General features: G+C 35.9%; 22 protein-coding genes. 7 read left to right on the top strand and 15 right to left on the bottom strand.

The window, feature by feature from the left end; all coding sequences use genetic code 11:
- Positions 1 to 15: 15 nt before the first annotated feature.
- Together C7D53_RS02180 and C7D53_RS02185 are read right to left on the bottom strand one after the other, a co-directional pair.
- On the bottom strand, positions 16 to 1113 hold the full coding sequence (locus C7D53_RS02180) for an efflux RND transporter periplasmic adaptor subunit (protein WP_106914760.1): 1098 nt from the start codon (positions 1111 to 1113) through the stop codon (positions 16 to 18).
- Positions 1114 to 1117: 4 nt separating this feature from the next.
- Positions 1118 to 1600, bottom strand: a complete 483-nt coding sequence (locus C7D53_RS02185; protein WP_106914761.1) for an MgtC/SapB family protein — start codon at positions 1598 to 1600, stop codon at positions 1118 to 1120.
- A 440-nt stretch (positions 1601 to 2040) separates the two neighbouring features.
- Between C7D53_RS02185 and C7D53_RS02190 the strand changes: the two genes are divergently transcribed.
- Positions 2041 to 2886 carry an EamA family transporter gene (locus C7D53_RS02190; protein ID WP_106914762.1) on the top strand — a complete coding sequence of 282 codons (846 nt, stop codon included), beginning with the start codon at positions 2041 to 2043 and terminating at the stop codon, positions 2884 to 2886.
- Between the two features lie 30 nt (positions 2887 to 2916).
- On the opposite strand, the gene C7D53_RS02195 is transcribed toward C7D53_RS02190, so the two are convergent.
- Positions 2917 to 4278 carry a sensor histidine kinase gene (locus tag C7D53_RS02195; protein ID WP_106914763.1) on the bottom strand — a complete coding sequence of 454 codons (1362 nt, stop codon included), beginning with the start codon at positions 4276 to 4278 and terminating at the stop codon, positions 2917 to 2919.
- A gap of 11 nt (positions 4279 to 4289) precedes the next feature.
- Positions 4290 to 4988: a response regulator transcription factor gene (locus C7D53_RS02200; RefSeq protein ID WP_106914764.1), complete on the bottom strand. Its 699-nt coding sequence runs from the start codon at positions 4986 to 4988 to the stop codon at positions 4290 to 4292.
- Between the two features lie 102 nt (positions 4989 to 5090).
- On the opposite strand from C7D53_RS02200, the gene C7D53_RS02205 reads away from it, so the two are divergent.
- The gene (locus C7D53_RS02205) at positions 5091 to 5762 is read left to right on the top strand and encodes a YiiX/YebB-like N1pC/P60 family cysteine hydrolase (protein WP_228422149.1); all 672 of its coding nucleotides are present in this window, start codon (positions 5091 to 5093) and stop codon (positions 5760 to 5762) included.
- 157 nt (positions 5763 to 5919) lie between these two features.
- Positions 5920 to 6231: an NIL domain-containing protein gene (locus C7D53_RS02210; protein WP_106914765.1), complete on the top strand. Its 312-nt coding sequence runs from the start codon at positions 5920 to 5922 to the stop codon at positions 6229 to 6231.
- Between the two features lie 134 nt (positions 6232 to 6365).
- Here C7D53_RS02210 and murA read toward each other — a convergent pair whose 3' ends face one another.
- Complete coding sequence (gene murA / locus C7D53_RS02215) at positions 6366 to 7673, bottom strand: UDP-N-acetylglucosamine 1-carboxyvinyltransferase (RefSeq protein WP_106914766.1); 1308 nt, start codon at positions 7671 to 7673, stop codon at positions 6366 to 6368.
- Positions 7673 to 8347: a DUF4290 domain-containing protein gene (locus C7D53_RS02220; protein WP_106914767.1), complete on the bottom strand. Its 675-nt coding sequence runs from the start codon at positions 8345 to 8347 to the stop codon at positions 7673 to 7675. Before C7D53_RS02220 ends, murA begins: the two co-directional genes overlap by 1 nt.
- A gap of 187 nt (positions 8348 to 8534) precedes the next feature.
- On the opposite strand from C7D53_RS02220, the gene C7D53_RS02225 reads away from it, so the two are divergent.
- The gene (locus C7D53_RS02225; protein ID WP_106914768.1) at positions 8535 to 9974 is read left to right on the top strand and encodes an alpha-amylase; all 1440 of its coding nucleotides are present in this window, start codon (positions 8535 to 8537) and stop codon (positions 9972 to 9974) included.
- Positions 9975 to 10091: 117 nt separating this feature from the next.
- On the opposite strand, the gene C7D53_RS02230 is transcribed toward C7D53_RS02225, so the two are convergent.
- Complete coding sequence (locus C7D53_RS02230) at positions 10092 to 10502, bottom strand: thiol-disulfide oxidoreductase DCC family protein (RefSeq protein ID WP_106914769.1); 411 nt, start codon at positions 10500 to 10502, stop codon at positions 10092 to 10094.
- Positions 10503 to 10506: 4 nt separating this feature from the next.
- Positions 10507 to 10974: a heme-binding domain-containing protein gene (locus C7D53_RS02235; protein ID WP_106914770.1), complete on the bottom strand. Its 468-nt coding sequence runs from the start codon at positions 10972 to 10974 to the stop codon at positions 10507 to 10509.
- 433 nt (positions 10975 to 11407) lie between these two features.
- Here C7D53_RS02235 and katG point away from each other — a divergent pair, with 433 nt between their 5' ends.
- On the top strand, positions 11408 to 13684 hold the full coding sequence (katG, locus tag C7D53_RS02240; protein WP_106914771.1) for a catalase/peroxidase HPI: 2277 nt from the start codon (positions 11408 to 11410) through the stop codon (positions 13682 to 13684).
- Positions 13685 to 14317: 633 nt separating this feature from the next.
- Here katG and C7D53_RS02250 read toward each other — a convergent pair.
- The 4 genes from C7D53_RS02250 to C7D53_RS02265 all read right to left on the bottom strand — a co-directional run bounded on the left by C7D53_RS02250 (position 14318) and on the right by C7D53_RS02265 (position 17479).
- Positions 14318 to 15004 (bottom strand): hypothetical protein, encoded by a 687-nt coding sequence (locus tag C7D53_RS02250; protein WP_106914773.1) that lies wholly within the window; start codon positions 15002 to 15004, stop codon positions 14318 to 14320.
- Positions 15005 to 15017: 13 nt separating this feature from the next.
- On the bottom strand, positions 15018 to 16046 hold the full coding sequence (locus tag C7D53_RS02255) for an RHS repeat-associated core domain-containing protein (protein WP_262497856.1): 1029 nt from the start codon (positions 16044 to 16046) through the stop codon (positions 15018 to 15020).
- 147 nt (positions 16047 to 16193) lie between these two features.
- Complete coding sequence (locus C7D53_RS02260; RefSeq protein WP_106914775.1) at positions 16194 to 16499, bottom strand: hypothetical protein; 306 nt, start codon at positions 16497 to 16499, stop codon at positions 16194 to 16196.
- Between the two features lie 128 nt (positions 16500 to 16627).
- Positions 16628 to 17479: an RHS repeat-associated core domain-containing protein gene (locus C7D53_RS02265; RefSeq protein WP_106914776.1), complete on the bottom strand. Its 852-nt coding sequence runs from the start codon at positions 17477 to 17479 to the stop codon at positions 16628 to 16630.
- Between the two features lie 291 nt (positions 17480 to 17770).
- Between C7D53_RS02265 and C7D53_RS20820 the strand changes: the two genes are divergently transcribed.
- On the top strand, positions 17771 to 17971 hold the full coding sequence (locus C7D53_RS20820) for a hypothetical protein (protein ID WP_162926057.1): 201 nt from the start codon (positions 17771 to 17773) through the stop codon (positions 17969 to 17971).
- 259 nt (positions 17972 to 18230) lie between these two features.
- On the opposite strand, the gene C7D53_RS02270 is transcribed toward C7D53_RS20820, so the two are convergent.
- The 3 genes from C7D53_RS02270 to C7D53_RS02280 all read right to left on the bottom strand — a co-directional run bounded on the left by C7D53_RS02270 (position 18231) and on the right by C7D53_RS02280 (position 22372).
- Positions 18231 to 19094 carry a tyrosine-type recombinase/integrase gene (locus C7D53_RS02270; RefSeq protein ID WP_106914777.1) on the bottom strand — a complete coding sequence of 288 codons (864 nt, stop codon included), beginning with the start codon at positions 19092 to 19094 and terminating at the stop codon, positions 18231 to 18233.
- Positions 19073 to 19888: a tyrosine-type recombinase/integrase gene (locus tag C7D53_RS02275; protein WP_106914778.1), complete on the bottom strand. Its 816-nt coding sequence runs from the start codon at positions 19886 to 19888 to the stop codon at positions 19073 to 19075. Before C7D53_RS02275 ends, C7D53_RS02270 begins: the two co-directional genes overlap by 22 nt.
- A 108-nt stretch (positions 19889 to 19996) precedes the next feature.
- The gene (locus C7D53_RS02280; protein ID WP_106914779.1) at positions 19997 to 22372 is read right to left on the bottom strand and encodes a CHC2 zinc finger domain-containing protein; all 2376 of its coding nucleotides are present in this window, start codon (positions 22370 to 22372) and stop codon (positions 19997 to 19999) included.
- A 164-nt stretch (positions 22373 to 22536) separates the two neighbouring features.
- Between C7D53_RS02280 and C7D53_RS02285 the strand changes: the two genes are divergently transcribed.
- A complete protein-coding gene (locus C7D53_RS02285; protein ID WP_106914780.1) occupies positions 22537 to 22863 on the top strand; it encodes a helix-turn-helix domain-containing protein in 327 nt (108 codons plus the stop codon).
- Positions 22864 to 22868 lie beyond the last annotated feature (5 nt).

Here is a 22868-nt window from a genome sequence, read left to right on the forward strand (position 1 = left end):
TTCCGCATTTGACATTTATTTTACATCCAGCAAATAGATTCCACCGGTCGTCATGATTTCATCACCAGACTTAAGCCCTGAGGTGATCTTTACTGTTTTTTCAGAGGCTTCTGCTGTGGTGACATTTCTTTTTATGAATTGATTTTTTCCTGTTTTAATCCATACATACTGGTTGTCGTCTTTTTGCATCAATGCAGAGGTTGGGATAATAATTGTGTTTTCAGAATCGGTAGAATAAATAATAGTGGCAAACATGCCCGGTTTCAAGGTTCTGTCTGGATTTTCACACTGTATTAGCACCTTAATGCTTCGTGTTGCCTCGTCTACCCAGTCATTGATGTGATAAACCTTTCCGGTGATGGCTCTGTCCGGATAAGTATTAACTTTTACAGATACCTGATCTCCGTTTTTTATAAATCGAAGATCTTTCTCCTTAACTTCTCCTGAGATCCAGACTTTTGAGAGTTCAGCAACAATCATTACAGGTTCAGCATCTTCACGAAGATATTGTCCGGTTACAATTTTGTTAGAAATAACTTCTCCTGAGATAGGTGCTCTTACAATCAATCCTCCGGAACCTTTGCTCTGACTGTTGTAGATTTTTAATGCGGTAGATGCATTGGTTAAAGAGATCTTTTTGTTTTTAAATTCGGTTTCTGATTCTTCCAGTTCTTTCTGTATTCCTACTCCGTGTTTTACAAGATCCTGCTGGCGCTTGTATTTCTTTTCAGCGAGGCCGGCTTCATTCAAAGCATCAGAATATTCTTTCTGTACATCCAGATAACCGGAAGAAAGAACCTCAAAAAGGGGACTTCCTGCGCTTACCTTTTGGCCGATATTAACAAAAGCTCTTGTAATTCTTCCTGAAAAAGGGCTTGCTATTTCGGCGTAGTTGTTGGGAATGGCTTCTATGGTTCCTACAGAGGTAATATCATGGTTGTATTGCTGATCGCTAACGGTTATGGTTTTTATTTTTTTTAAAACAGGACTACTTTCCGGAATAGTAACCTGATTATTTTTGATGGTAATTTCCTCTTCCTTGCTTTGCAGAGGGGCATTGTCTTTGCAGGAAATTGCAAAGAGGGTAATAATGCCTAAGATTATTTTTTTCATGATCTTAATAAAATTGAGTACTGTTGCTGATTTTTGTTTTTGTATCGTTTTTTCTCTTTTTAATGACGATGTTTTTACTTCGCGCTTCCTTTTGGGTAGACAAAGTGGGGCGTAGAAATATATTTGTGGAAACAATGAAGAAAACGGTGATAAGTGCTTCCTTGGGATAGCCTAAGGCACATAAGGCGCCTATTGCTGCAGAGCACCATAAAGTAGCGGCGGTATTTAAACCTCTTACGGTAAGGCCGTCTTTCATAATAACACCACCGCCAAGAAAACCGATTCCACTTACTATATAAGAGGTAATTCTTCCGGCTGCATCACCACCAATTCTGATGGCAATTAATACGAATGCTGCAGAGCCTATACAAACCAGAGTATTGGTGCGTAGGCCTGCATTTTTTCTGCGCCACTGTCTTTCGAAATCTATACCGGCTCCCAGGCAGAAAGCAGTTAATAAACGAAGGGTAAATTCAAATGTATTCATAACTTTTCCTGTTTTTTGCAAAGCTTTTAGGCTGTACGGGAAAAGCGGGTACAACTAAAGCTTTTAAGATTGATAATTACTGTAGGGATCTGAGTCCATATGCTTTATTTTTTACTGTGCAAAAGTAGAAATGAAGTAGCTTTTTTACCGTTAGAAAGGTTTTAGAATGCTATTAGAATTTTATTAGAGAAAATAGGGGAGTACTTTTTTAAATGAAAGATTATATAATTGATAGCAACACTCGATCCTATATAAAGGTTTATGAATGGTTACAGAATTTAGAATTAAAGCGCCAAACTGTAACCATGGTTTAAGATAATAATTCAATACATTTGCAAAAATTCAGTTTTGTACTACACTATTCTTAATTTTGTAGAATAAAGCTTGTTTTATCTCCCGGTTTCATACCAAAAGTTGTCTTTATAAATTAAATTGTAGAAATGAAAAAATCAAATCTGGCGATCCCCGCTACGCTTTTAGCTATTGTCTGTGTACAAGGCGGAGCATCTATTGCCAAGCAGCTTTTCCCTGCGATAGGGGCTATTGGAACTGTTACCTTAAGGATTGTTCTTTCTGCCATTTTATTGACACTGATTAACCGCCCGAAGTTTTTGCAGTTCACCAGCCAAAAGTGGAAATATTGTGCAATGTACGGAGTAGGGTTGGCTGCTATGAACCTTATTTTTTATATGGCTATTCAGAGAATTCCACTAGGGTTAGCGGTTACTGTTGAGTTTGCGGGACCTTTATTTCTCGCCTTGGCTCTTTCTCGTAAATTATTGGATGTGGTATGGGCCCTGTTGGCTTGTGTAGGGATATTGCTTATTGTTCCCTGGAAAAGTGACCATATCGATTTAGTGGGACTTGGACTTGCTTTTCTTGCAGGAATATTTTGGGCTCTTTACATCGTGATGGGTGGAAAAGTTTCTAAGATAATGGACGGAAAAGATGCCGTTACCACTGGGATGCTGTTTGCAAGTCTGGTGATTATTCCCTTTACAATATGGGATGGAGCCGTTTTTAATCTCACGCCTACAATTTTTATGAAAGGGTTAGGGGTGGCAATCCTTTCAAGTGCATTGCCATTTTCATTAGAAATGATGGCCCTTAAAAAACTTCCGGCAAAAACTTTCAGCATTCTGATGAGTCTGGAACCTGCTTTTGCAGCCCTTTCGGGATTGGTGTTTTTGGCAGAAGAATTAACTTTTTTGCAGTGGATATCCATTGCCTGTGTCATCGCAGCCAGTATCGGAACTACAATTTTCAGTAGAATTTCTCATGAGTAAACTTTAAAGGGGGAAAGACATTTTAAATCCCTATTGAAAATCAAAGATCACCATAAAAACCGTTTTATTGTTTTCTGATGCTACCTTAATGATGGCATGATGAAGATGAATAATTTTGTCGGTAAGAAATAGTCCGATGCCATATCCCTTTTCTTTTTTTGAATTTTCACTTCTGTAAAATGGCTCAAAAATATACTGTAGATCTTCCGGTGAAATGATAATTCCTGTATTGGTAAAACTGATGATTAATGAACTTGCATGGGTTTGGACATCTATAGAACACCTATGCTCAGGAGAATATTTACAAGCGTTATCAATGAGATTATTAAAGGCAACCTGTAGCAGATACTCATTTCCTTGAAGGATAAGCTGGGTTTCCTCCACTTTATCGTCTATATTCAGTGAAACTTTGTATTCTGAATTTTCCTTTATAATCTTTGAATAGGATTCCAGAAGAATTTCATCAAGCCGTATTTCAGAAAAACTGATTTCATTCGCATCATAGCTGGCCTTGGCGAGATCCATCAAGCTATTGGATAGCTTGACCATATTACGGGCGTCATCCAAAGCAAACAGAATGGTTTCCCGATATTCTTCCTTGGTCTGCTCCTTTTCAGAGGCCAGTTCCAGTTCTGTAATAATGGCAGATAACGGGGTACGAAGCTCATGTGAAATATTGGATACGAAATGCTTTTGAGCATCAAAGGAATTCTCCAGTCTTTCCAGCATCCCATTGAAATTTTTGGCAAGCTCATTAAGCTCATCCTTTTCTTTGGTGGTTTTCAAACGCAGTTGTAATTTTCCGGCTGTAATCCTTTTGATTTGTTCAACCATTTCACTCAGTGGATTCAAGGCTTTTTTAGAAAGAAAAATTCCAGCCAGATAAATCAGAATAAGAATACTGATAAAAGCAATGATACTGATGGTAAGCAGATGATTGATTGAGTTATAGCCATACTGATCATATCCTGCTGCAGTTACTAAATATTCTTTCCCATTATGAGAATAAACGGTTCCCACCGCCTGAAGATCATCGATAAGAAAACTTATTTCTTTATTTTTCAGAATTCGGGAAAGCATCTTCGGATCCTCTTTTACATAATCTACCTTGGAATCATCATGATAGATAAGGTTGAATTCCGGATCATAGATGGCTACCTGAACTTCATTAATGGTTTTTGTATTGTTTTTGTAAAGACGGTGCATTTCCTTTTCAGATAATGTACTCTGGAAAAAAAGATTGGCCTTGGCAACGCCTTCATTTCTAAGCTGAGCATAAAATGAGGTTTCCCTTGCTTCACTTGAAGAATAGTAAACGGCAATACCATAGAATATCATCAGCATTGCTGTGACAAAAGTAAAAAGTAGAGTAAGCCGGGTTCTGACTTTCATGCTTTAAAGTACTATTGGTGGTTTTCTTCGTATCCTTTTTTCAAAATAAAACCCATTCCTGCTTTGGTATGGATTAGTTTGCTTTCAAAATCCCTGTCAATTTTCTTTCTGATATAATTGATATAGACATCAATAAAATTGGTGCCCGTATCAAAGTGAGTTTCCCATACATTTTCTGCAATTTCAGAACGGGAGAGAACCCTTTCGGGATTTTCCAGCATATATTTCATCAGATTAAATTCCTTGGGAGTCAGTTTTATGGAGATTCCGTTTCTGCTTACAGACTTCAATTTGAGATCCATTTCAATATTTTCATATTTCAATAGCTGTTCTGTAGGGGATAGTAGAGAAAATCTTTTCATTAAAACCTTAACTCTGGCAATGAGTTCACGCATTTCAAACGGTTTGGTAAGATAATCATCCGCTCCGGAATCAAACCCTTCCAATTTATCATCAGTGGTTCCGAGAGCCGTAAGCATAATAACGGGAATGTGGGGTTTCGAACTTTTTATTTCCTTGCAAAAATCCAGTCCATTCTTTAATGGAACAATAATATCCGTAATGATGAGGTCGAAATCCTGAGATGAGGCCAGTTCCAATGCCTTTTCACCATCATAGGCAAAGCTTACGTCCATATCCTGTTCCAGAAGTCCTCTGCCGATAAGCCGTGAAAGTCTTTTGTCGTCTTCTACTAGTAAAATATGAGGCATAAGAATGTGTAAAGTGTTTTTATTGGAATGAAAACTCGCTCAATATTCACCACAAATGTAATGAATTCTATTTTGTAATTTTGATCCCGAAATAATAATCAAATGTCAGGATTTAAAATGTTTTTAGATAAAAAATTAGAAAAAATATCCATTGCAGGTCTTCTGTCCTTTTTAATGGTTGTGTTTATGCAATGTGCATCCCAAAAGGATACAGAACATCTTAATAATGGAGACCTTCTTTTTGTTACCGCCAAGGAAACAGGACTTTCCGGTGCCATTAATAATGTTACGCAAAAGCAAAAGATGGCATCCTTTGATCATATTGGTATTCTCGAAAAAGTAGGTGGTAAAATGTATGTTTTGCATGCTGCACCGAAAGGAGGATCTCAGAAGCAGGATTTAAAGGAGTTTATTAAAGATCAGAAAGAAGATGGCCAGAATGTAGTGGTGTATCGTTTGAAGCGTGATTATCAAAAAGCAATTCCGAATGCCATTGAAAAAGCGAATTCAATGTTAGGGAAACCTTATAATTTCAATTATATTTTAGATGAAAATTCATATTACTGCTCAGATTTTATAGAAAGGGCCTTTAGAAGTGATCAAATTTTCAAATTGGAGCCCATGACATTTATTGATCCCAAGACAGGAAAAATCAATATATTTTGGGAGAATTTTTATAGCAAAAAAAATCTGAAAGTCCCTGAGGGAGAGCTTGGCTGCAATCCCAACGGATTGGCCGGTTCAGAAAAACTGGAAAGAATAAAAGAATTTTAAAATACCAAAGGAAGCTGTAAAGGCTTCTTTTTTTGTTAAAATTTAAAAAATATTAGTCTACTAATTTGGTGGACTAATATTTTTTTATATTTTTGTGACAGATTTAAATGCAAAGAGCAATATGATCTGAAAGTGTTTAACCAAAAAATGTTTAGTGATGATTACACCTAATCCTGGCCTGCAGGTTCTGCAAAATAAACTGAACCTACCTAAAAAAGAATTGTTATTGGAAATAGAATTGAATGGCAAAATGAAATTTGAGCATTTAATGAATACCATCTATAATCAATTTGGGATTTGTCACAGAGTGTTGTCAGCCAATGTGGAATATGTGAACGGATACAGTTTTGGTTCAGTACAATTATACATTAATGTTAATTCAGAAGACTATCATCAGCTTGAAGTTTATCTGAATAAAAATAAACTTTTGAATACAACGGTGGAGTATCTCTGCCGAAAATATTCATAGGGGAGATTCATATAGTTTTAATTACTCAAAGTGTCTGATTTTTTTAATCAGGCACTTTTTTAATTTTATTTCAAATCAATCAACAAAAAAGCGCTCAGATTACTCTGAACGCTTCTATATTAAATAAAATATTTTTAAATTCTTTCGATATCAGCACCAATTGCTTTTAGTCTTCCATCGATATTTTCGTATCCTCTGTCGATTTGCTCGATATTGTGGATAATAGATTTTCCCTCAGCAGATAATGCGGCAATAAGAAGTGCATTTCCGGCTCTGATATCCGGAGAAACCATTGTAGTTCCTCTTAACGGAGCTTCCTGGTTTAATCCGATTACGGTAGCTCTGTGCGGATCACATAGAATAATCTGTGCACCCATGTCGATTAATTTATCTACAAAGAATAGTCTGGATTCAAACATTTTCTGGTGAACAAGGATGCTTCCTTTAGCCTGAGTGGCTACCACCAAAATAATGGATAACAAGTCCGGAGTGAATCCCGGCCATGGAGCATCCGAAATGGTAAGAATAGACCCGTCAATAAATTTCTGGATTTTATAATGCTCCTGAGCAGGAATATAAATATCATCACCGCTTTGTTCAAGCTGAATACCCAGTTTTCTGAATGTATTGGGGATCACACCTAGTTGGTTCCAGTTTACATTTTTAATAGTGATTTCAGATTTTGTCATAGCCGCTAGACCAATCCAAGATCCGATTTCTACCATGTCCGGAAGCATTGTGTGTTCAGTACCTCTTAAATAATCTACTCCTTCAATAGTCAATAGGTTAGATCCGATTCCTGAGATATTAGCTCCCATTCTGTTCAGCATTTTACATAGCTGTTGAAGATAGGGCTCGCATGCAGCGTTGTAAATTCTTGTCTTTCCTTTAGCCAATACAGCAGCCATAACGATGTTGGCCGTTCCTGTTACAGAAGCTTCTTCCAGTAAAATAAATTTACCATTAAGCTCTTTAGCCTTTAAAGAATAGAAATACTCTTCTTCATCGTAATGAAATTCTGCACCCAGCTCTACTAATCCCTGGAAGTGAGTATCCAATCTTCTTCTTCCGATTTTGTCACCCCCCGGAGTTGGCATATAAGCCTCTCCATAGCGTGCCAACATTGGTCCCATAAGCATGATAGAGCCACGTAGTTTAGCTCCGTCTTTTTTAAACTCATTAGACTTTATATAGTCAAAATTAACCTTATCAGCTTTGAAGGTGTAGTCTCCGTGACCATTTTTAACCACTTTTACACCAAAATCTCCCAGAATTTCAATCAATCTGTTAACATCATGAATGTCCGGAATATTTTTAATCCTAACTTCTTCATCAGTTAACAAAACCGCACATAAAATTTGTAGAGCCTCATTTTTGGCTCCTTGTGGAGTTATCTCACCCTGCAGTCTTTTTCCTCCTCTTATTTGAAATGTTCCACTCATTATTTTCTGTTTTTATGATTGTTATTATGTCTTCTTTTGTTGGGTTGATTTTTATTATTGTTGTTGTTACTGTTGCTATTATTTCGGTTGTTGTTACCGTTATTGTTTCTGTTGTTATTATTAGTATAGTAAATCTTACTTTTTTCAAGAGAATCAATTCCTGTAAGGTCCAACCTGTTTTCAGACAGTTCTTTCAGGTGGCGGAAAATAACGTCATCCGTCACATGTTCTTTATTATATACATTATAAGACTTCTTCATATTGTTGGCAATTACCTCAATAAGGGCTTCTTTTTCATCACCCTGTTCCAGTTCTATTGCTTTTTCTATCAATTGAAGAATACTTTTTCCGTAAAACTTAAAGTCACCTTGAAGTTTTGGATATTCCATCCTTTTAGGTTTTTCTGCCAATTGTTCCATAGTAGGAAACGGATAAGGAGATTCTACATCCAAATCATAATTGGCAAGAATAAAAAGATGGTCCCAAAGTTTATGTTTATAATTTTCCTCGTCGCGAAGTTGTGGGTTTCTCTGACCCATAAAATCGATGATTGCCATAGCCATTTCATTCCTTTCCTCTTTGGTAGGAAGTTCTTTGCAGCGCTCAACCAACTGTTGTATAATTCTGCCGTATTCCGGCATATGAAGCTGAGTTTTTTGGGTATTGTATTCCATAGTATGCAAATATATGGATTAAAAGAAAAATTGTTTCGAGAATCTTAAAAAATTATGATTTTTTAATGAAACTTCATGCAGGCTATCTTATTGATTTATTATGAAAAATAAAAATATTTCACGTTAATTTGAATTTGGTTTTAAGAAAATTGTAACTTGTTTAATAGATTGATAATTAAATATTCCGATGAAAAAAATACAATTTTTGCTTTCCTTACTGGCATTGGCACTCGCAGGATCTTGTCAGAACAATGATGAATTTATCAAAGAGCCTTCTCAAAAAGATGAGGTACATGATAAAATTGTAAACGTAACCCATCATGATGGCAGACCTTTCAGTACCGGAAAAGGATCTGGATCTATACAGGGGAAATTTGTAGCAGGTCCGGGTGGCGGTGTTTTGATGCAGGGATTTTATTGGGATGTTCCTGAAGGAGGTAACTGGTGGAATACAGTTAAAGATAAATTAACGGCATGGTCTAACGCGGGAATTGGTGCTGTATGGCTTCCTCCGGCTTCAAAGGCGCAAAATGGAGCCTATTCAATGGGGTATGATCCTACGGATTATTATGATTTTGGAGATTTTAATCAAAATGGAAGTGTAGAAACCCGTTTTGGATCAAGAACAGAACTGGAGGCTTTAATTACAAAAGCCCATGCTGAAAATATGCAGGTGTATGCTGATATTGTTATTAATCATAACAGTGGCGGGCAATCTGAAGCGAACCCTTACACCGGAACGAATACGTGGACTAATTTTTCAGGGGTAGCTTCCGGCAAATTTCAGAGAAGTTACAATGATTTTTATAAAAACTCTTACGGAAATAATGACGAAGGTTCTTTTGGAGGGTTTCCGGATCTTTGTCATGCTAATCCTCATGTACAGGATTGGCTGTGGGGCAGAGATGATTCTGTAGGGAAATACTACAAAAATGTCATGAAGTTTGACGGTTGGAGGTTTGATTATGTTAAAGGATTTGGACCTTGGGTAGTCAATAACTGGAATTCAAAGGTGGGAGGATTTTCTGTAGGAGAACTTTGGGATTCTAATGTTAATACTTTGGAGGCTTGGGCAAATAGTGCAAACAGCTCCGTATTTGATTTTGCAGCCTATTATAAAATGGATGAAGCCTTTGACAATGGGAATCTGAACGCCTTAAATGATGACATGATGTGGAAAAGAAACCCGTACAAGGCCGTAACTTTTGTAGCGAATCATGATACAGACATCATTTATAATAAAATGCCGGCCTATGCCTATATTTTAACCCATGAGGGATATCCAACCATTTTCTACAGAGATTATGAAGAATGGCTGAATAAGGACAAGCTAAATAATTTAATCTGGATTCACAATAACAAGGCTACGGGAACAACTTCTATCTTATATACAGATAATGATGAATACATTGCAAGACGTAATGGATACAACGGAAATCCGGGGCTGGTAGTTTATATCAATACATCATCAAGCTGGCAGGAACGCTGGATTGAAACCAATTGGAGTAATCAGCAGATCAAGGATTTTACCGGAAGTTCAAGCTGGTATCCTACAACGCAGGGAGATAAGTGGGTGAAAATTCAATGTCCACCCAATAGTTACTCGGTGTGGTCGCCTAATTTATGAGTAATGAGTAACGAGGTCAGAGCTTAAAAAAAATATATAATCTCTCGCAGATTTTGCTGATAACTTAGATTCTTTAGAGCATAAACCTCTGTGTAATTCTGTGAAATCTGTGGGAAATTATACTTGAATAAATTTTTTCTTCTGATGCTGATTCGGAAGAAAACACTTTTGATTAGCCAGTTTCATTCTGTTTCTGGATATAACATCATACACCTTGTCACTCAGAAAGGCAGGCATTATTTTACCAATGGCTGAAAGTTTGTAAATTCCACCCAATAACCCGGCAATCTGAAGGACCGCTCTTGATTTGATCAGATAATATTGTTTGGGTTTCCAAAGATACATGGTGTTAAAATCTGTGGTTTTCAATCCTCTTTCAGATAAAAATTCCTGTCCGAATTCAGACTGTAGAGAGGCAAACATGAATTTATCTTTTTTGTCCCTTTCCAAAATCCATTGGACCCAGAAGTTACACACTCCACAGTCGCCGTCAAAAAATACAATATGTTTGTTTTCCCAGTTTTCCACAATGTTATTTATTAAACATGATCCTTCTTTCTGTATCTTCCTTTACCTGCTTGAAGTATTTTATGAGATCTGCACGCTGATCATCTGTTAACTTGGCGTTTTGATGTCCTAGATAATAAGACTCAAGCGGCATTTCTTTCTTCTCAATCATCTCCATGCTTTCTTTAAGTTTGCGAAGCTGTCTTTGAGGTTCATATACTGCAAAGGTAGAAAAATTAAGATGCTTTCGGCCTTCATCAATATGATTTTTTACAAACCATGAAACTGGAGAAATACTGGAGTACCAAGGGTAAACCGTTTCATTGGAATGACAGTCATAGCAGGAAGTTCTGATAACCTTAGCTACTTTTTCGGGTGTATTCTTTATTTTCAAAAAGTCCATGCCGGGGGTAGGGCGCGGATTGGTTTTATCAATAGGAAAAAACTGAATGATTATGAATGCAACGAGGATAACAACGAGTATTTTTTTCATAGGGAATGGTATTCATGTTTGTTAATTATAAAGATAGCTAAATAATTTTTATCATTAATTGAGTTGATGTTAATGATATAAGTGTTTGTTATACAGTTTTATGTGTTGATTTTTATTTATAGCAAAATAAACAATTTTCTTCCCATATGTTTTCTTCCTTTTTCTGTTGATTATTATATTGAGTTATTCTAAATAGGGTAGAGTACTGCTTTTTTTTACCAAGATGAATTTAAAAATTTACTAACTTAATACCACAATTGTGTCCTGAGTTCAGATGCTGTCGGAAATGTTTCTTTATAGTTTTTAACTATCATTGAAATAAAAATTAATAGATTGTATTTATTAAAAAGACGTTGTAAGTTTGCCATGTTCTTACAACTAAAGAAGTTACTTAAACTGTACTAATCAATATAAAAAAATAAATAAACGACAAATGGAAAACGATTTGAATGACATCAGTAAATGCCCGTTTCACAACGGAACCATGAAGAAGAATGTAGCAGGTGGAGGAACTCAAAACCAGGATTGGTGGCCTGACCAGCTTAGGGTAGATCTTTTGCGTCAGCACTCTTCACTATCCAACCCTATGGATAAAGACTTCGATTATGCTGAAGCGTTTAAGAACCTTGATCTTGAAGCTGTAAAAAAAGATCTTCATGCCTTAATGACGGATTCACAGGATTGGTGGCCGGCAGATTTTGGTCACTACGGCCCTTTGTTTATCCGTATGGCTTGGCACAGTGCCGGAACTTATCGTGTAGGCGACGGTAGAGGTGGAGCAGGAGCAGGACAGCAACGTTTTGCCCCTTTGAACAGCTGGCCCGATAATGTAAGCCTAGATAAGGCAAGAAGATTATTGTGGCCTATTAAGCAGAAATACGGAAGAAATATATCATGGGCAGACCTTTTAATCCTTACAGGAAATATAGCCCTTGAATCTATGGGATTCAAAACCTTTGGATTTGCCGGTGGACGTGAGGATGTATGGGAGCCGGATGCAGATGTTTATTGGGGATCAGAAAAAACATGGCTGGGAGGAGATATCCGTTATGCTCATGGTTCTGAAGGAGTAGTAGAGAAAGGAGCTGTTCTTCCTACTGATGATAACGCAGATGGAGATATTCACTCCAGAAATCTTGAAAATCCCTTGGCCGCTGTACAAATGGGATTAATCTATGTAAACCCTGAAGGTCCGGACGGAAACCCTGACCCGATTGCTGCCGCTAAAGATATCCGAGATACTTTTGGACGTATGGCGATGGATGATGAGGAAACAGTAGCCTTAATTGCCGGAGGCCACACCTTTGGAAAAACCCACGGTGCCGGACCTGCAGATCATGTTGGCAAGGAACCCGAAGCCGCAGGTATTGAATTACAAGGATTAGGATGGGCAAGCAGCTACAAATCCGGAAGCGGAAGAGATGCCATTTCCAGTGGATTGGAGGTAACATGGACTGAAACTCCTACTGAATGGAGTAATTATTTCTTTAAAAACCTGTTTGAAAACGAGTGGGAATTAACGAAAAGCCCTGCAGGCGCTCACCAATGGGTAGCAAAAGATGGGGCTGAAATCATTCCTGATGCATTTGATTCTTCTAAAAAGCATAAACCTACGATGCTTACAACGGATCTTTCTTTAAGACTGGATCCCGTTTACGAAAAAATTTCAAGACATTTTTATGAAAACCCTGATGCCTTTGCAGATGCGTTTGCAAGAGCATGGTTCAAGCTTACCCACAGAGATATGGGACCTCGTGCCCGTTATCTGGGACCAGATGTACCTCAGGAAGAACTGATCTGGCAGGATCCTATTCCTCAGGCCAATCATGAACTAGTCAATGATATGGATGTTCAATCTCTTACTTCTAAAATTTTAGCTTCGGGATTAAGCATTTCTGAATTGGTTTCAACAGCATGGGCGTCTGCATCTACATTTAGAGGAAGCGATAAACGTGGTGGAGCGAACGGTGCCAGAATAAGACTGGAGCCTCAAAGAAATTGGGAAGTAAATAATCCTGCACAATTACAGAAAGTATTGGGAATATTGGAGGGTATTCAAAAAGAATTCAATGATTCTCAAAGTGGAGGCAAGAGAATATCACTGGCTGATGTCATTGTTTTAGCAGGAAATGCTGCGGTGGAAGCTGCTGCAAAAAATGCAGGACATGAAGTTAAGGTTCCTTTCTCACCGGGAAGAATGGACGCTTCTCAAGAACAGACTGATGTAGAATCTATGGGATATTTGGAGCCTGCAGCTGACGGATTCCGAAATTATCTGAAAAGAAAATTCACAGTTTCTACAGAGTCTTTATTAATTGATAAAGCTCAGCTATTAACGCTTACTTCTCCTGAATTAACGGTATTGATTGGCGGAATGCGTGCTTTGGATACCAATTTCGATGGTTCTAAGAATGGAGTATTTACCAACCGCCCGGGAGTTCTTACTAATGATTTCTTTGTAAATCTTCTGGATATGGGAACGCAATGGAAAGCCATGTCAGGAGACAATGAAGTATATATGGGTACAGACCGCTCAACGGGTCAACCAAAATGGACTGCTACAAGAGCTGATCTGGTTTTCGGATCAAACTCAGAATTGAGAGCGATTGCAGAAGTTTATGGAAGTGCTGATGCTCAAGGTAAATTTATCAATGATTTTGTTGCAGCTTGGACAAAGGTGATGAATCTGGATAGATTTGATCTGGCTTAATGACAATGTTTTAAAACAATATAAAAGAGGCTGCAGTTATTGCAGCCTTTTGTTTTTTATTTTAATACTCCATTTTTCCTCGCTTCTTCTAAATAATTATTTATGATTATACTATCATTCCTGAAAATATATTCTATAGAATCTCCTTTTTTCTTTGATACTGAATCTCCTACTTTATATGGATATTCTAACAACTCATTAATTCCATTAGAATATTTAACATAGCTAAAATTGTGTTGATTTTTGTTCGAGTAAATTTCAACAACCTTTGTATGTCTGTCGATATTTAATAAGTTTCGTTTTTTATCAGAATTGGAGTTTATAATAGAATAGATAATGGTGAATAGTAAAATACATCCCAAAAAAAAACGATAAATAGGGTAATAGTTTTTTTACTGGACTTGTCAACTTCTATATTAAAATCATCTTCCATAAAAACTGGTTTGTCATATTATTTTATGAGGTAAACTTATGAAAATATTGGGAATTGAAATAGGAGTGTCGAAATATATAATGAATTACTTGTGTAAATATCTTTTAAATAAAAATCCACCGCAATTGCGGTGGGTTTTTTATTTATCTTCCACATGAAAGGATTTGTGCAGCAGCGGGAGATTTAGATTATTGACTAGTTCAATTTATATTTCTATATAAGCTATCTTCTATTTTTTCTAATCGAGTCTCTATATTAGCGTCAATCGAGTCTTTATCAATACCTTGGTATAAACTATCTTCAGCTTTATTCAAAAAAGAATTTCTTATTTTCTCTTTAGCTTGAGGAGTTAAAGTTTTACTTCTAGATGTGTTATTAATACAGTAAAAACTGAAAATTAATAATCTAAAAATTCCAAGAACCAAACTAAAACTTATCAAAGCCCACTTACGCTTCATCTTTCTTGTTTCTTTTTCAAATTCTTTAAAATATGTTAGGTATTTGTCATTTTGCCATAGAGCAAAATAATTAATTACTATTGCTGGAATACCAATTAACAAAATAAAAACTAAAGGGGACCAGTCTTTCCAAATTACATATCCCGATGTTATCGTAATGAAATTTAAAATAGAAAAACAAACTAACGCTATAAATAATATCATAAATCCATCAGTTAACCAATTGATTGTTCCTACTTTAGGATTTGATATAGTACGTCTAATTAATTTTTCAGGATTACTAATACCTCTTTTTTTATAGACTTCAAGAATATATTTATTTTTTAGTAGCAGCATGATAGGCAATCCAAATACGTATATACTTGTAAACACATTAAATCTATATATATTATAATGCATTTTTTGCCATAGCAATAGAATATCTTTCATAATAAGTTATAGTTTATTCAATAATTGCCTTAGCTGCCTTTTCTCCATAATAGTCTCCGCCCCAAGCTCCTGCAGCACTACCTATCAATCCTCCAATTATTCCTCCGGGGACAACTCCTACACCTCCGAAAAAAGTGCCAATAACAGCTCCTGCTGCAGCACCAGCTAATCCTCCTGCCAAACCACCAACTGCGCCACCTGTTTGTACTTGTGCATTATATCCATAAGTGCCCCCATCTTGCTGAACTCCTTGATATATTTCATATCCTCCTAATGCAACACCTGTAGCAAGACCTCCCCATTTAGCTCCTTTCGCTAATTTGCTATATTTTGATGCAGCAGAAACAGTTCTTACATACTGGTTACCATTAAAGATTCTTCCAGTGTTTTGTCTAAAGTAAAGCTTATTGTTACTCCCAACATTAATATTTCCAAATTGACCTGTCACAGATCCTAAACTAGAGTCCGTAACTCTTGCTATATGTTCAACTGTTCCGTAAGTCTGATGATTATTCTGGATTGACCATTGGCCATAACTGTCCTCACCTGGTTTATGCTTTGTGATTGTGAAGCCATCACCAACGCCACTTCCATTTGCAGAGAAAGTGGTGTAACCGTTGCGATCAGATAATAGGTTCATTAATCTTTCATAGCTAGAACCTCCTTTATTGAACCTTTTCTGTAGACGATTAAATTGACGCTCTGTTACATTCATTGTTACATTTGTATGTCCGTCATTAATTGTTCGAATTTCTCCATTTACTTTATAATCTGTTAAACCTAAAGGATCTATTCTATTTATTGGATTATTACCAACAAAGGCATATGAACTCTGTCCCGGATATATCTCTGCCAACGGATCTGGAGTTGTCCATTGTGCAAGATCAATCATTAGCTGCCTGAATTTATAGGAATACATCCCTGTCTCCTGAAGCTCCTTGCCGTTGTACTTATGATTCTTATAACTACCCACTCCAAAGAACGCATTCCCTGTCTTCAAATGTTTCATCCCAAAAGGATAGTAATCATTGGCATCTGTTATTTCAAGGGTACCCGCGCTCTTTTTCCCGAAACTTGTTTAAAAATTAGGGCATTGAAATCAATACCCTAATTATTTATAACATTTCATTAACTTCGAAAGGATAAAAAGTATAAACTTTTCACTCTAAAAATATAGTAACTCCGGTATTTATTTTATAATTTCTCCGTTAAGATTAAATCTTATATTGAAAACATTTTCTCGAATATTAATGACTTTTTTAATATTCTCTTCGGTTCCCAACTTTTTTAATACGTTTTCTCCTTTTTCAGCAAATGAAAAATATTCATCTGAATAAAAATAAAGAGGTACTAACTTTCCATTTAAAAACACAGCTCTATTACTATATTCTATCCAAAAATTTTCTGTTGAGTTCGAAAGATTATTCAAATAGATAGTATATATATCTTTATTTTCTTTGTCTAAAACCATATAAACCTTTTTATCCTCTCCCATCTTTTGTACCTCATGATTAAGGATTTTAGTGACGGAAGATGGTAAAAAATATATTATATCCGAGTTTGATTTTTGTGAATAGCAACTAACCAAACAAAAATTTAAAACTAATATTAATAAATTCTTTTTCAGTATGGAGTTTTTTGTTTATTAACAAATTGATTTAGTGATTCTTGACCAATATTATTCGTATTCGTAGTACCAACATTATTGGTTTGTGTACCATTTGGCATAACTCTATGTATAGAGTTACCATTTGTTTGAACGCCAGTATAAGAATCTACTGCATAAACTGGAATGTTAAATCCTGTGGAAGGACTTGAAGTGCTTTTATCTAAATCCGATGTACCAGGTACATTTTTAAGATTAGGATCTTGAGTAGTGTTATGTGTATGTACTTGAGCTGTTGGAAGCAATTTAGTCCCCTCAAATGTTTGTTTTACTATATTTCCTGAAGCATCCACTCGTTGATCCATTGTTATTGTTGTTTTTCCATCGACTCCATCGGGACCTCTCACAGATGTGACTTGTGCGGTAGGTACATCACCTCTTGTAACTTCAATTCCAATAAACACTTGTCTTTCTTTTGTTTGATCAGCAATAGTTTCATTGTTTGCATTATTAATATCTGAATTTATCTGAGTATTATTTACAGTAACTACAGAGCTACTTGCTTGTAAAGCTGATGTAGCGGCTGCGGACATAGATCCTCCTTTTTCTTCAGTAATATTATTCCAATCGACCTTATTTATAATCCTAATATTTTTAGTACTAGCTCCATCACTTCCTAAATATTTACCACTAGCGTCAATATAATCATCTGGTGGTGTAGCAAACATTCCATCATAATCAACATACATAATTGGATTATCCCAAGCATAATTATATGGACTAAATCTTCTCATCTTCTCTGCCAAGGGATCCACAACTCCCCATCTTGCAATATCCGGCATATACATCCTTGCTCCATAGTCATACATCCCAGTTTCCTGAAGCTCCTTGCCATTGTACTTGTAGTTCTATATCTCCGCTCAACTTTTCAGGATTTGCCTACTCAACCTTTCTTCGTGCGACGGCTTGCCTGGTGAACACTTCTCTGTCGCTTTTTCAAAAATACAGATTTATTCAACTGAAAAAGAAAAATTCCACTCAATTCAGAGTTCTACCCGCCAACTTTTTTATTTCAATTGAAAAAATAAATCTCTTTTCTAAAATTGTAGAAAATTTCTACTGTCGCTGTTGTTGTAGATGTGGACTTGTGGGTAAAATTGATGATGCTATTAGCCCCAGCTTTATCCACAAATCCACATCCTTTAACATACCTCCGGTTCAACGGCGATTCAGGGCGGATGGTGCATTTTTCCTTATTTCGGATGGTTGAAGCATTGGTGGAAAAGGTATTTTTCGGTGCCGGTTTTGGGATGGGAAGATTCGGGGGCGTTGGAAGCGGAGTTGCTATGCACGAAGCGTGAGGAAAGCATTTTACATAATCCCAAATTATAGGCAAAGATGGTGCTGGTTTGCCTGTAACGAAGCTTCAGCGGAGTGGAAGGCAACGGTTTGCGGTGGCAATTTGCGTATAATTTCGATTATGTAATTTGCTGTGGCATTAAAGCGTCGGACAAGCTTCGGGCGAGCGTTGGAGGAAAATGTCTTTTTTAGCTTTGGGGGCGGGATATTATTTAAAATGCAAGCGTTGGACTTTGGTTCTTTTTCCTTTTTACTTGGCTCTTATTTTATCGGATGGAACTGATTAATCGCTGTTTGCAACGCATTGATTCCGGTTTCTTTATATTTCTCGGTTGTGTCTGCGTGTTTGTGTCCTGCAAAATATTGAACTTTTCTAAGGTTTTCTCCGTTGTCTAATTTTAATTTAATTATGCTTTGTCTTATTCTTGTGGAAGTCAATCGTTTTGTAAACTTGTTCTGATAAGTTGATACCAAATAATTGATATCGTCTTTTGTGGTTTTTGTTCCTAATTTTCCTAATAAAAAGTAGTTTTCCGGTTCGGTTCTGAACGTTACTAATTTTGCTCTTTCTTCCTGTAAATACTGATAAAATAATAGGATTTGTTCGGCTTTTAAATTCAATATCCTTTCGTTGGTAATTCCTGTTTTTTGGATTCTTATTTTTGCTTCTTTCAAATCAATGTCTTCAACTTTTAATCTTTCAATATCTCCGACTAATAACGCTTGATTGACGAGTAAACTTATGATAATCTGATTCCTTTTTGTAAGTATTGGATAGCGTTCTTCTCTTGGTTCTAAAAGCTGTTGTAATTCCTTTTCTGTGAGCAGTTCCTGTAATTGTATAGGATTTTCTTTTCCGTCTTTTATTCTTATGGGTTTCGCAGGATTATGCTTTACTTTTCCTGTTTCCTGTAGGTATTCAAAATATTTTTTTATCGCCTGTAAAATCTTGTGTACGCTTTGCGGGCAATTGGTTTTTCTGACCAGTTCTATATAATCCATAATATTCTGATGGCTTATTTTCTCCGGATTTTTATAATGTCTTTTGAACTTTTCTATTTCATACAAATATCCTTGTGCAGAGCTTTCTGATAAATGATTTTCTAAATATTCTCTGATTTCCATTTGCCTTTTATTCTTGTATAGATTTGGGTTGTTCCTAAATACTCATGTCCTAAAAAATCCCTTACTTTTTCAAGCTCCATTCCTTTTTCCAATAACTGTGTAGCAATCGTATGTCGCAAACAATGTAATGTAAATCCCTGTCCGTATAATCCTGTTTTTTTGAGTAGGTATTTGAACTCTATATAGATTCTTTCCGGCGTAATGTTGAGTAAATTTTCTTTTCCTGCAGATGAAAAAATAAAATCCTTAATATCTCTCTGAACCTGTTTTGTAAATGGGATTACTCTTCGTTTCCTACCTTTTCCTTTTTTGATGTATAGCAAACAATTTTCTAAATCTATATCTTTAATATTCAGTTCTGTTGCTTCTGTTCTTCTGAGTCCGCACGCATAACACAGGTGTAATATTATCGTTTGTAATTCGCTACTTTTATTGTATAATTTTCTGATTTCTTCGTCTGTAAATACTTTTCTTTCTTCGTATTTCGGGGGTTTTATTTTCAGTTGGTAAGGACTCAATTTTATTTCTCCGGTTCTTTGGAGATACTCAAAATATAATCGTACTGCACGCATTATTCCTGCTATTCCGCTTTGGCTTAGGTTCTCTTTGGTTACTCTGCTTTTGGTGGCTTTAAGGATAGAATGATAGTTTAAAATATCAATCGTTTTTATTTCTTCTTTTGGTTTCTTACAATGATTCAAAAATCTTTCAGCCACTTTTGGATAAGAGTTTACAACGGTTTTGCAATACCCTAAATTCTGTAATTCTTTTCTGAATAAATAAATGTCTTCCATATCTATGACCGTTTTGCTTACTCAATATTTTCTGTTTTTCCGAACGCTAACAAACTTTTCTTTATTCATCGGACTTTTTCAATATTCTAATGTTCGTTTTGCTTCCGTTTAGTGTTCAGTAGCGTTCGCTTTTAGTTTTCCTAATTGTTTTACAAATTCTTCCTTTAAATCTTTTCTAACCCGCTGTATATTATCACTGTAAGAGATTTTATACTTAAATCCTTTATTGGCAAAGCCAATCTGTTTTAAATATTCCAGCCTTACTAAATCGTTCAGATAGAACTGTAATTGTGTCTTCTTAAATCCTGTAACCTCCATTGCATCAAACCTTGTAAAGCTCTCTTCCTTAAAGGCTTTCTTTAGCTTTTCAAAAAACTGTCTCAGGCTTCCGTCCAGCTCGTCAATCTTTAAAATAATGCTCTCGAATAATATTTCTACGGCAGTCTCAATATCTTCTATTTCTGTAACTAAAAAGCCGTTTTTAACTTCTCTTTGGAACTGATGGATTAATGTGATCTGCTTAATGATACTTTGGAACATTTCATTTAAACGCCTTTTATTCTTTACATTATTTGGTAACTGTATCTGTGTTGCAAAAGGATTTATAACCTCGTAATGCTTTAAATTTCTTACCAACTTTTGTATAAAACTGATTGCTTTTTCCTGTATGTTTCGGTCGATTTCTCCTGCATTTCTGCGGTTCTGGTAGGATATTATTTTCTCGGTCTGTTCCTCGCTTTCATTAATGGCTACAATAAAACTGCGGTTCATATTGTCCTCATACAATTCTCCTTTAGTGGTTGCCGATAAACTGCTGAATTGTCCTTTAACAACTTTATGGGAAGATTTATTGTTTCCTTTTCTATCCTTAATGGTAACGGAACTTCTTAATACCTGGTTGGAGATAAATTCTCTTAGGGCATATAATGCATCTTCTTTTAATCCGTCCAGATCTTCGATGATAATTATCTTTTGGAATAAATCAAATTCTCCCCAATTGTATAAACTTGATTCTGTAATTCTTGTAAATCTCAACACGTCTTCCTGTGGCATTAAATCCGCAATCCTGCTTATTATGTGGGTTTTCCCACTTCCAGAACTTCCCTGGACAATACCATGTAAAGGACTTCTATTTAGATAACTGATCGTGATTAAGAATAATAGCAGCCTGGACTGCTCTTCACCGATAATCCCGGATTTTTCTATCAGTTGATTAAGGTTCTGAAGTAAGTTTTTTTGTTGTAAAAAGTCTATGCTATTTTTCGGGGGTATTTCTGGGGGGATATTGCCTTTTTCCTTTGTAAAATCAACACTTGTGGTAGCCTTACTAAGACTTGAACCTTTATTCTCGTGGAACTGGTGTTTGAGACCAGTTCCGCTTTTCGTGTCGTTGGAGGGATTCGAACCCTCGTCCGATTTATTTTTTTCAGATGAAAGAAAAACATCCTTTCTCTTCTTTAATAATTCTGTAAATATTGTCTCATCGTGCAGTTGCAGGGTTTCATTTACATCATTATTCGGCACTTCAACTACGCTCAGTGTCACATTGTTACATTGTCCCATTATTAGATTGCTACATTTGATAACCGCTTTTTTTCCTGCTTCATCATTGTCAAAACAAAATATTATCTCATCTAAATCCTTGAGTTCCTTTATAGCTTTTAAAATCTCTTCATTCAATCCATTCGTCCCGAAGCAACTTATCAGACTGTAATTGTCCCTGATTTCCTTTATCTGGAGTAAACTCGCACAATCGATGATAGCTTCCGTCAATATCAGTTTTTTGGTGTCTGATTTCGGATAACCAGGATAAATTCCTTTTCGGCCTTTCAGATAATAATGCTTGTGTTTATCGTCATTCAGCGTGCTTCTAAAATAAAGTCCTGTAATTTCATTTTTCCGGTTTCTGAGCGCAAAACAGATACAACATTTCCCAAAAACCTGATATGCTTTTTCTTTGGTTCTGTTATTTATTAATCCTTTGTCTAAAAGCAATCCTGTTTCTAAAGCTTGTTTCAATAATTCTTCCGTTTTCCTTTCTCCGTGGTGGAACTGTCCCGAGTTATAGCCGATTTCTAAAAGGCTGTTGTCTAAATTTCTTTTCTCTAAATATCCCTTTGCAGGTTTGCTGTTGCTGATGGCATTCCTAAAATATTGGAACATATTATTTAAAAAGTCCGTATCGGACAGACGATTATTTTTTCTCGTCTCCGGATTTATAATTTCCTGTGCTTTCTTTATCGCTTCATGCTTGGATAAACTTTCTTTATGCATTATAAAATCTATCACATCCATACTTTTGCCGTGGGTTTTGCAATTGGAACTAAAGCAATATGCTGTCTGCGTTTTGTAATAAATCTGCATTGACGGTGTTTTGTCCTCGTGGAACGGACAGCACATTTTAGCGTTCTTATCAGGTTTTAGACCGTAATAATGCAGAACATTGGAGATTGTGAGCAGAGATTTTATTTTGGGGATTTCCATAGGATAAAAAAGTTTAAAATATTTTTTGACAACTATTTCGGTGCTAAGATACCATTTTAGTTTTATTTTGCAAACTTTTTTAGTTTTTAAGAACCAATTTTGTTTTCATATATTTACATTTCAATAGTAAACAAGGTTTTTTAAACCTATAAAGTTTCTTTATTATGAATTTCGGAAGTATAGTTTCAGAGCTTAGAAAACAAAAAGGGATTTCTCAAACCGACTTAGCCAGTCTGTTAGGAATACATAAAAACGTGTTGGGAAGATACGAGAGGAACGAAGTTTTCCCCTCGATAGATATCGCTCGTAAGATTGCAGATATTTTAGACGTATCTTTAGATTATCTTACCGGAAAAGAAGACGTGCAGATTGATAAAAATATAAGTAGTCGTATTTTAGAGGTTTCAAAATTTGAAGCTGAAGACCGCAATCATATCTTCTCTGTCATTGACGCTTTTATTGCAAAAAGAAAAATTCAATCTATTTTATAAAACAA

Origin of the sequence: Chryseobacterium aurantiacum (genome assembly GCF_003020585.1) — a bacterium.
In the GTDB taxonomy this organism is placed as follows: domain Bacteria; phylum Bacteroidota; class Bacteroidia; order Flavobacteriales; family Weeksellaceae; genus Chryseobacterium; species Chryseobacterium aurantiacum.

What these genes read in the sequence shown, in the direction of transcription:
- C7D53_RS02210 (WP_106914765.1), top strand. Translation starts at nt 5,920, where the DNA reads ATGATTACACCTAATCCTGGCCTGCAGGTTCTGCAAAATAAACTGAAC.
- C7D53_RS02205 (WP_228422149.1), top strand. Translation starts at nt 5,091, where the DNA reads ATGTCAGGATTTAAAATGTTTTTAGATAAAAAATTAGAAAAAATATCC.
- C7D53_RS02275 (WP_106914778.1), bottom strand. Translation starts at nt 19,888, where the DNA reads ATGGAAGACATTTATTTATTCAGAAAAGAATTACAGAATTTAGGGTAT.
- C7D53_RS02225 (WP_106914768.1), top strand. Translation starts at nt 8,535, where the DNA reads ATGAAAAAAATACAATTTTTGCTTTCCTTACTGGCATTGGCACTCGCA.
- murA (WP_106914766.1), bottom strand. Translation starts at nt 7,673, where the DNA reads ATGAGTGGAACATTTCAAATAAGAGGAGGAAAAAGACTGCAGGGTGAG.
- C7D53_RS02260 (WP_106914775.1), bottom strand. Translation starts at nt 16,499, where the DNA reads ATGGGAGAGGATAAAAAGGTTTATATGGTTTTAGACAAAGAAAATAAA.
- C7D53_RS02250 (WP_106914773.1), bottom strand. Translation starts at nt 15,004, where the DNA reads ATGAAAGATATTCTATTGCTATGGCAAAAAATGCATTATAATATATAT.
- C7D53_RS02180 (WP_106914760.1), bottom strand. Translation starts at nt 1,113, where the DNA reads ATGAAAAAAATAATCTTAGGCATTATTACCCTCTTTGCAATTTCCTGC.
- C7D53_RS02280 (WP_106914779.1), bottom strand. Translation starts at nt 22,372, where the DNA reads ATGGAAATCCCCAAAATAAAATCTCTGCTCACAATCTCCAATGTTCTG.
- C7D53_RS02235 (WP_106914770.1), bottom strand. Translation starts at nt 10,974, where the DNA reads ATGAAAAAAATACTCGTTGTTATCCTCGTTGCATTCATAATCATTCAG.
- C7D53_RS02195 (WP_106914763.1), bottom strand. Translation starts at nt 4,278, where the DNA reads ATGAAAGTCAGAACCCGGCTTACTCTACTTTTTACTTTTGTCACAGCA.
- C7D53_RS20820 (WP_162926057.1), top strand. Translation starts at nt 17,771, where the DNA reads ATGATGCTATTAGCCCCAGCTTTATCCACAAATCCACATCCTTTAACA.
- C7D53_RS02200 (WP_106914764.1), bottom strand. Translation starts at nt 4,988, where the DNA reads ATGCCTCATATTTTACTAGTAGAAGACGACAAAAGACTTTCACGGCTT.
- C7D53_RS02190 (WP_106914762.1), top strand. Translation starts at nt 2,041, where the DNA reads ATGAAAAAATCAAATCTGGCGATCCCCGCTACGCTTTTAGCTATTGTC.
- C7D53_RS02285 (WP_106914780.1), top strand. Translation starts at nt 22,537, where the DNA reads ATGAATTTCGGAAGTATAGTTTCAGAGCTTAGAAAACAAAAAGGGATT.
- C7D53_RS02185 (WP_106914761.1), bottom strand. Translation starts at nt 1,600, where the DNA reads ATGAATACATTTGAATTTACCCTTCGTTTATTAACTGCTTTCTGCCTG.
- C7D53_RS02220 (WP_106914767.1), bottom strand. Translation starts at nt 8,347, where the DNA reads ATGGAATACAATACCCAAAAAACTCAGCTTCATATGCCGGAATACGGC.
- katG (WP_106914771.1), top strand. Translation starts at nt 11,408, where the DNA reads ATGGAAAACGATTTGAATGACATCAGTAAATGCCCGTTTCACAACGGA.
- C7D53_RS02265 (WP_106914776.1), bottom strand. Translation starts at nt 17,479, where the DNA reads ATGTATGACTATGGAGCAAGGATGTATATGCCGGATATTGCAAGATGG.
- C7D53_RS02270 (WP_106914777.1), bottom strand. Translation starts at nt 19,094, where the DNA reads ATGGAAATCAGAGAATATTTAGAAAATCATTTATCAGAAAGCTCTGCA.